The organism is Bradyrhizobium pachyrhizi, from assembly GCF_001189245.1.
Lineage (GTDB): Bacteria > Pseudomonadota > Alphaproteobacteria > Rhizobiales > Xanthobacteraceae > Bradyrhizobium > Bradyrhizobium pachyrhizi.
On sequence record NZ_LFIQ01000057.1, the window covers coordinates 22404 to 29586 of the forward strand.

The following is a 7183-nucleotide window of genomic DNA, read 5'->3' on the forward strand; positions in this document are numbered from 1 at the left end:
GCGCGAATGCCCGCCGCCCAGACCACGGTCGCGGCCTCGATATGCTCGCCGTTGGAAAGCGTGACGCCGGACTTGCTGACCTCGGCGACGCCGGCGCCGAAGCGGCCTTCGACGCCGAGCTTGCGCATCGCGTCCTCGATGATCGGGCGCGGGCCCTCGCCCATGTCGGGCGCGATCGCCACGTTGCGATCGACGATGATGACGCGCGGTTTGGTGTCGCTGCCGAGGATGTCCCGGAGCCGCGCCGGCATCTCGGTCGCCGCCTCGATGCCGGTGAAGCCGCCGCCGGCAACGACCACGGTGTCGCGCGCCGCTGATGCCGGCTGCCTGGCGAGGTCGTGCAGATGACGGTCGAGCGCGATCGCGTCCGCAAGATTGTCGACACTGAAGCCATGCTCGGCGAGGCCGGGCACGTTCGGACGGAAAAGCCGGCTGCCGGTTGCCACCACAAGGCGATCATAGGGTAGCGTTTTGCGCGCGTCCTTGGCGGTGACGATCTGCACGGTGCGGGCCTTGGTGTCGACGGCTTCGGCGCTGCCCTGCACATAGACGACGTCGATCGCGTTGAAGACGTCGAGCAGCGGCGCGGTCAGCGTCTCCGGCTTCGGCTCGTAGAGCCGCGGGCGCACCACCAGGGTCGGCTCCGGCGCGACCAGCGCGATCTCGAGCTCCTCGGGCGAGACGCCCTTGATGTCGCGCAGGCGGGCCGCGGAGAGCGCGGCATACATGCCGGCAAAGCCGGCGCCGATGATGACAATTCGCATATGATGTCTCCTCTGGATGGCAGTGATGTAGCGAATTGGATTTGCGAGTGCCCCAGAGCGATTGCGCGACCTGAAGAGCGATTGCGGCTACCGCAGACGCCGCCGCCAGTCGCTCGGGGTCTCCCCGGTCAGCTTCCTGAACGCGGCGGCGAACGCAGTCTGCGAGCCGTAGCCGAGCGCGGCCGCGATCGAGACCACGGATGCGTCGGTGTCGCGCAGCATGTTCATGGCCTGCTCGAGCCGGTGCTGGCGCAGCCAGGCATGCGGCGAGAGCCCGGTGCTTTCCTTGAATGCACGGCAGAAGTGAAAGCGCGACAGGCCGGCGTCGGTCGCCAGCGCCGCGAGCGAGACATCGGCGTCGCTGTCCGAGCGCAGCCGCTCGATGGCGCGGCGCAGCACCGTCGGCGAGAGCCCTCCCGTGGTCGGCCCGATCGGGGTGGGAGAGCCGGTATGCGCGGCCAGGAGACGCGTGGCGAGCAGGTCCGTCAGTTGCTGTCTGAATAGCGTATCCAGCGCCGCACTGCCATCCAGGACGTCGGCCGCGCTGAGCAGCAGGCGGGATGTGATCGGATCGGGATGCGCCGTCCGCTCCAGCAGATCGATCGGAGCGCCGCCGCCGGCTTGGTCGGCCACGCGCTGAATCGTCTTGCGGGGAAGATAGAGAACAACGATATCAGCGGGCTTCGGGATATCCCAGCGGGAGCTTGATCCCTCGGGGATGATGATCACGACGCCGGGACGGAAGGTTCCGATCGCGACCGATCGTCCCGTTCGCCGCTCGATCCGCTGCATCGCGCCGCTATAGGCCATGATGACGTGATGGGTCATCGGCTCGACGACGTCGTGCAACGGCTTGTGCTTCCAATGGGCGATTCCCGCTCCGGATGAATCCAGAGCCATGCGAAAGGGCGTGGTGCCGAGCACGCGGGCCATCTCCGCATCTGGACGCCCTTCGGCAACTGGGACGGTGTTCTGGTAAGTGCCAGTCGCGGCGGGCGGAGGCTCGCGCAAAGGATGGTGCAGGACAGGCTTGCTCATGAGGCGTGCTCGCGTTTGAAGGCTCATGCGCTCCCTCCCTGCGGGCCGCTCCGTCGACCGATGAGGCGCGGAACTGTCGGAGCGTACTAAACGCGACGCGGCTCGAGCGTCTTTCCTGAAACCACCATGCTTTGTCCGTTTCTGCGCCGCGCCGGAGGTGCGGCATTTCGTGGCCCCGACGGATCAAACCGTCAAAACGCCTTGAAATCATTTTGAAATAATTGCCGCGGCGGAGTCGGCCGGCCGTTCATCATCGCGTGATGCGCCGAACGGCGCCTTGCCGATTTTCGCTAATGAGCTATCACCGCGCAGGATGCCGGTCACGGCAGACCCGGTCGGGTTCGCAGGCGGAAATTTTCGAGAATGGCACAGGCGGGCGTCTACGGACGAAGGCTCGGAGAGCCCTTGCAACTGAAGGACGCGCCCTCGCTGATCACGCGTACGCTGCGCAGCGCCGAGCTCGCGGTGACCGAAACCCGCAATGACAGCCCGGTGCGGGATATGTCCGGCTCGCTGCCCGCCGACGACGCCTACCTCGTCAGCCTCAAGTTTCGCGATTACGACGATTGCGAATGCTGGGAGCAGGGCCGGTATGTCACCAAATCGAACATCCGCCGCGGCGCGACCTATCTGTACGACCTGAAGCGCGATCCGCGCTACGTGATCGACAAGCCGTTCCATTCGATCTTCTTCTATCTGCCGCGTTCGGCGCTGGACGACGTCGCCAGGCAGGCCGGCGCACCGCGCGTCGATGAGCTCGCATATGAGCCCGGCATCGGCCACGACGACGGCGTCATCCGACATCTCGGTGCCTCGCTGCTTGAAGCGTTAAAGCGGCCGGAGGAGACGAACCAGCTTTTCGTCGATCACATGATGCTCGCCTTCACTGCGCATGTCGCGCAGACCTATGGCGGATTGCGGCGCATCACCGCGCCGGCCCGTGGAGGCCTTGCCGCATGGCAAGCGAAGCAGGCCTGCGACAGGCTTGCGTCCGACCTCGGCGGGAAAATCCGGTTGCAGCAGATCGCAGCCGAGTTTGGTCTCTCGGTCGGCCATTTCTCGCGCGCCTTCCGCATCTCCACCGGCCTGCCGCCGCACCAATGGTTGCTTCAGCAGCGCCTGAAGGTGGCCAAGCAGCTGATGGCGGCGCGCGACCTGTCGCTGTCCGAGATCGCGATTACGGCCGGCTTTGCCAATCAAAGCCACTTCACGCGGGTGTTTTCCGCCGTGGTCGGCGTCAGCCCGGCGGCGTGGCGGCGCGAGATGCACCGCCCGGCGAGAAGCGAGAGCTGAACAGCGCCGCGTTCAACCGGCCGGCGCGGCTCGCACGGCATGCTTGGCGTGCCATTTGGGACCCGGTCCGCGCATGTAGTGCAGCTCGGGCCGGTAGGGATCGCGAATTCGCGCGATCAGATTCTGCAAGCCCGTCGTGATCGCGTTCCAGCTGTCGCGCAGAGCGAGCAATGATGCGTGCGGTGACAGCATGGCGCCCTCTCAGTGCGGCTTGCCGAGCACGGATGCGAAGGACAGGATCACGATCTCCTCGCCGGACTCGTCGCTGACATGCACGACCCAGTCGCGCCAGTCTTCCAGGCTGACCGTTGCGACCAGCGATCGCATCATGCACGTCGCCGCCTCGCATGCCTCCGAGAGGCTGGTCACCGAGGTGCCGCGGCGATCCATCAGCACCCCGTGCGTGGTCGAGCAATGGAAGAAGACCTGGGTCATGTGCGTATCCTCGCAAGCTCCGGACGAGAAGGTCGTCTTTGGAGCTCCACGTTTCTTCGACGCGACCATTCGCAAGGCGGTTCACATGGGCGCGGGCCTCGCGGAATGGTGATCAAGCCCCCAGCACAGCCTCCTCACCAAATCGCGATTTGACAGTTCTTCTATATTTGTCAAAATCGTCAAATGGGACCGAAAACCCGCATTCTCGATGCCACCATGCTGGTGTTCCGCCGGCACGGCTTTCGCCGCTCCTCGATCGAGCAGGTCGCCGAGGCGGCCGGCCTGACGCGGCAGGCGCTCTATCACCACTTCGAATCCAAGGAAGCGCTGTTCCGCGCCGTGATCGAGCGCGTGCATGAGAGCGCGATCGCGGCCGAGGAGACCGCCGTTGCCGCGGCGGAGACCGCGGGCGGTGATCTCGGCGACATCCTCGCCGCGGGCATGACCGCGCGGATGTCGACCATGATCGGCTCGCTGGACGGCTCGCCGCATCTCGAGGAGTTGTATTCCGAGCACCTCGTGCACGCGCGCGACCTCTACCAGACCTACGCCGCGCGATATGCGGAGCGCATGGTCGCGACGATCACGCGGATCGTGCGCAAGCAGCAGTTCGCGCTGCCGCAGGACCTCCCGCCGGCCGAATTCGCGCGGCTGGTCGAGATGGCGATGTACGCAGCGAAGTCGCAGTATCCGGCGATGCAGCCGGCGGATGCGTTCCTGAAGGACATGGCGATCATGGTGCGGACGCTCTGCGCCGGCGCCAAGCCGAAACCTTTGCCAAAATCGCAAAAACCGCCTGTCAAGAAGGCGGCAATCCCCAAGAGGCCGACACGCAGGACAAGCGGAGGACATCCATGAGCACGACGACCGTCAATGGCCGCGTCGAATCCCTGCCCGATGATCCCGATGCGCTCTTGATCGACATCGTGCGCGACCAGTTCGAGCTCACCGGCACCAAGCTCGTGTGCGGCGCCGGCGTCTGCGGCGCCTGCACCGTGCTGGTCGACGGCGCGCCGGTAGCAAGCTGCCTGATGCCGGCACACGCCGCCGCCGGCAAATCGGTGACGACGGTCGAAGCCATCGGCGCGTCCGGTCTGCATCCGGTGCAGAAGGCGTTCATGGCGCATGACGCCCTGCAATGCGGCTTCTGCACGCCCGGCTTCATCGTGGAAGCGACCGCGTTCTGCGACCATTGGCGCTCGACCAGGGGAACGGCGGTGCCGTCGCGCGAGGAGATCGGCGCGGCGCTGTCCGGCCATCTCTGCCGCTGCGGCGCCTATGACGGGATCTTCCGTGCGGTGGCGGATGCCTGCGCCGGCCGCTTCGACGGCGATCACGTCACGGCGCCTCGCATCGAGGCGCGCGACAAGGTGACGGGCGCGGCGAAATATACCGTCGACATCCATCATGACGGCCAGCTCGAAGGCCTGATCCTGCGCTCGCGCGAGGCGCATGCGCGCATCACCACGCTCGATCTCGCGCCGGCGCGCGCGCTCCCCGGCGTTACCGCGGTGTCGCTGCTCGGCGACGACCGGATTGTGCGTTATGTCGGCGAGCCTATTGCGGCGGTCGCCGCAAAGGACCGTAAGAGCGCGCTTGCCGCGCTGGCCGCGATCAGGTTGATCAGCGAACGCCTGCCCGCAGTGGTCGGGCTCGACGCCGGACGCAAGGACGACGCGCCCGTGGTGTTCGACAAGGCGAGCCGCAAGCGGGCCGGTAACGTCTCGGAAGCGGCCGGCGGACCGGCGCCCTGGAAGCAGAACATCCGCGGGCCGACCGCGGTGTTCTCGACACGCGCAAAAAAGGCCCGCAACTGGGTCGACGAGGCGCGCCAGGCCAACAACAAGCTACTCGTCGAAGCCACCTTCCGCACCGCCACGCAGCAGCATGCCTGTCTCGAGCCCCACGCCGCGGTGGCGCGCTTCGACGGCGACCGGCTAACCCTGCACGCCTCGACCCAGCAGGTGTTTCACCTGAAGGAGCAGATCGCAAAACGCTACAAGTTCGATCACGACAAGGTCCGCGTGATCGCCGAGCATGTCGGCGGCGGCTTCGGCTCGAAGGCGAGCCTGGGGACCGAGGCGATTGCCGCGATCGAGCTGGCGCGCATGGCGAAAGCGCCGGTGCGGGTCGCCTATGATCGCCAGGAAGAACTCTCGGTCGCCGGTTATCGGCCGGCCGCGGAGTTGAAGGTCGCGCTGCTGCCTTCCGAGCAAGGCGGCCTGAAGGCGCTCTCGGTCACCGCGCATGCCGATACCGGCGCCGCGACCAACTCGACCATCGCGGGACTGGCGCGGCTGATCTATCCGGCCGAGGCGAAGGATCTTTCGGATTTCGACGTCATCAGCAATCTGCCGCCCGGCGCCGCCTTCCGCGGCCCCGGCGGACCGCCGATGGCGTTCGCCGTGGAACAGGCGATCGACGAGGCCGCGCTGCGGCTCAACGTCGATCCGATCGCCTTGCGCAAGCGCTGGGATCCCGATCCCAACCGGCAGCGGCTCTACGACTGGGCATCCGCGCTCGAGATCTGGCGCAACCGCAAGCCGACGCAGAACGGGCGCTATCGCCGCGGCATCGGAGTCGCGACGGGCTACTGGCTCTATCTGTGGCAGCCCAAGGTGAAGGTCGAGGTCGCGGTCAAGGGCGGCCGCATCGTCGCCAGCACGGCGACCCAGGACATCGGCACAGGCACCCGCAGCGTGCTTGCCGACGCGATCGCGCGCGAGTTCGATCTCGAACCCGGTGAGATCGATGTGCGGATCGGCGATTCCTCGCTGCCCGAAGGCCCCGGCTCCGGCGGCAGCCGCGTCACCGCCTCGGTGATGCCGCCGACGCTGCAGGCAGTGCGGAAGCTGAAGGCCGCGATGCTCGAACAGGCCACGCGAAAGCCGGCGCCCGGCTCGAACGCGCCCTGGCGCGAGCTGATCGCACGCTCGCCCGACATCGCGGTGGTGGAGACGCGCGGCGAGGACGGCAAGAACACCGCGCCCGGCATCCGCTCGCCGCTGCGCGAAGTCGGCCTGATCGGCTTCGTCTTCGGCTGGATGATGCGCCGCTTCTCGAACATCGCGGTCGGCGCCGGCGTGCCGAGCTCGGTGCAGGTGATCGAGGTGGAGGTCGACACCTGGCTCGGCCATGTCCGCGTGCTCAACGTGCATACCGGCATCGCGGTCGGCAAGATCGCAGCGCCCGCGCTGGCGCGCAGCCAGGCCTGCGGCGCGGTGATCCAGGGCCTCGGCTACGCACTCTATGAGGCGCGCGAGCTTGATCCGAAGACCGGCGACGTCCTGACCGCGGGGATGGAGGATTACCGCATCCCTGGGATCGCCGACACGCCCGAGATCGACGTCCATTTCGACGAAGCGGGCTTCGACCATGTGCTCGGCAACAGCGTCGGCATCGGCGAGGCGTCGACGGTGCCGACCTCGGCCGCCGTCGCCAACGCGATCCACAACGCGATCGGCGTCCGCCTCACCGAGATTCCGATCCGGCCCGATCGCATCGTCGCCGCGCTGAAAGGGAGGGATGCCGCATGAGTGTCGCGACTGCAGACGTCATATTCGCGCCCGAATTCCGCGCCGCCGGCACCGATCTGTCGGAGCGCCGCCGCAGCGGCCTGTCGTGCGGCGCCATCATCGATCTCGCCGCCAGTC

Annotated in this window: 7 protein-coding genes; 3 read left to right on the forward strand and 4 right to left on the reverse strand. The window is 67.1% G+C overall.

Annotated elements, in window-relative coordinates:
• Together AKL29_RS10860 and AKL29_RS10865 are read right to left on the reverse strand one after the other, a co-directional pair.
• On the reverse strand, positions 1-764 hold a 764-nt coding region (locus AKL29_RS10860; RefSeq protein ID WP_244481922.1), incomplete at its 3' end, for an NAD(P)/FAD-dependent oxidoreductase.
• Between the two features lie 87 nt (positions 765-851).
• The gene (locus tag AKL29_RS10865; RefSeq protein ID WP_050384164.1) at positions 852-1802 is read right to left on the reverse strand and encodes a helix-turn-helix domain-containing protein; all 951 of its coding nucleotides are present in this window, start codon (positions 1800-1802) and stop codon (positions 852-854) included.
• Positions 1803-2165: 363 nt separating this feature from the next.
• Here AKL29_RS10865 and AKL29_RS10870 point away from each other — a divergent pair, with 363 nt between their 5' ends.
• On the forward strand, positions 2166-3095 hold the full coding sequence (locus AKL29_RS10870; RefSeq protein ID WP_050384165.1) for a helix-turn-helix domain-containing protein: 930 nt from the start codon (positions 2166-2168) through the stop codon (positions 3093-3095).
• Between the two features lie 12 nt (positions 3096-3107).
• Here AKL29_RS10870 and AKL29_RS10875 read toward each other — a convergent pair whose 3' ends face one another.
• Together AKL29_RS10875 and AKL29_RS10880 are read right to left on the reverse strand one after the other, a co-directional pair.
• Positions 3108-3287 (reverse strand): hypothetical protein, encoded by a 180-nt coding sequence (locus AKL29_RS10875; RefSeq protein ID WP_028333133.1) that lies wholly within the window; start codon positions 3285-3287, stop codon positions 3108-3110.
• Positions 3288-3296: 9 nt separating this feature from the next.
• Positions 3297-3530 (reverse strand): DUF6894 family protein, encoded by a 234-nt coding sequence (locus AKL29_RS10880; RefSeq protein WP_028333132.1) that lies wholly within the window; start codon positions 3528-3530, stop codon positions 3297-3299.
• A 183-nt stretch (positions 3531-3713) separates the two neighbouring features.
• On the opposite strand from AKL29_RS10880, the gene AKL29_RS10885 reads away from it, so the two are divergent.
• Positions 3714-4388, forward strand: coding sequence for a TetR/AcrR family transcriptional regulator (locus AKL29_RS10885; RefSeq protein WP_050384166.1), 675 nt, complete (start codon positions 3714-3716; stop codon positions 4386-4388).
• Positions 4385-7066 carry a molybdopterin-dependent oxidoreductase gene (locus AKL29_RS10890; protein ID WP_050384167.1) on the forward strand — a complete coding sequence of 894 codons (2682 nt, stop codon included), beginning with the start codon at positions 4385-4387 and terminating at the stop codon, positions 7064-7066. Before AKL29_RS10885 ends, AKL29_RS10890 begins: the two co-directional genes overlap by 4 nt.
• The last annotated feature ends 117 nt before the right edge of the window (positions 7067-7183 follow it).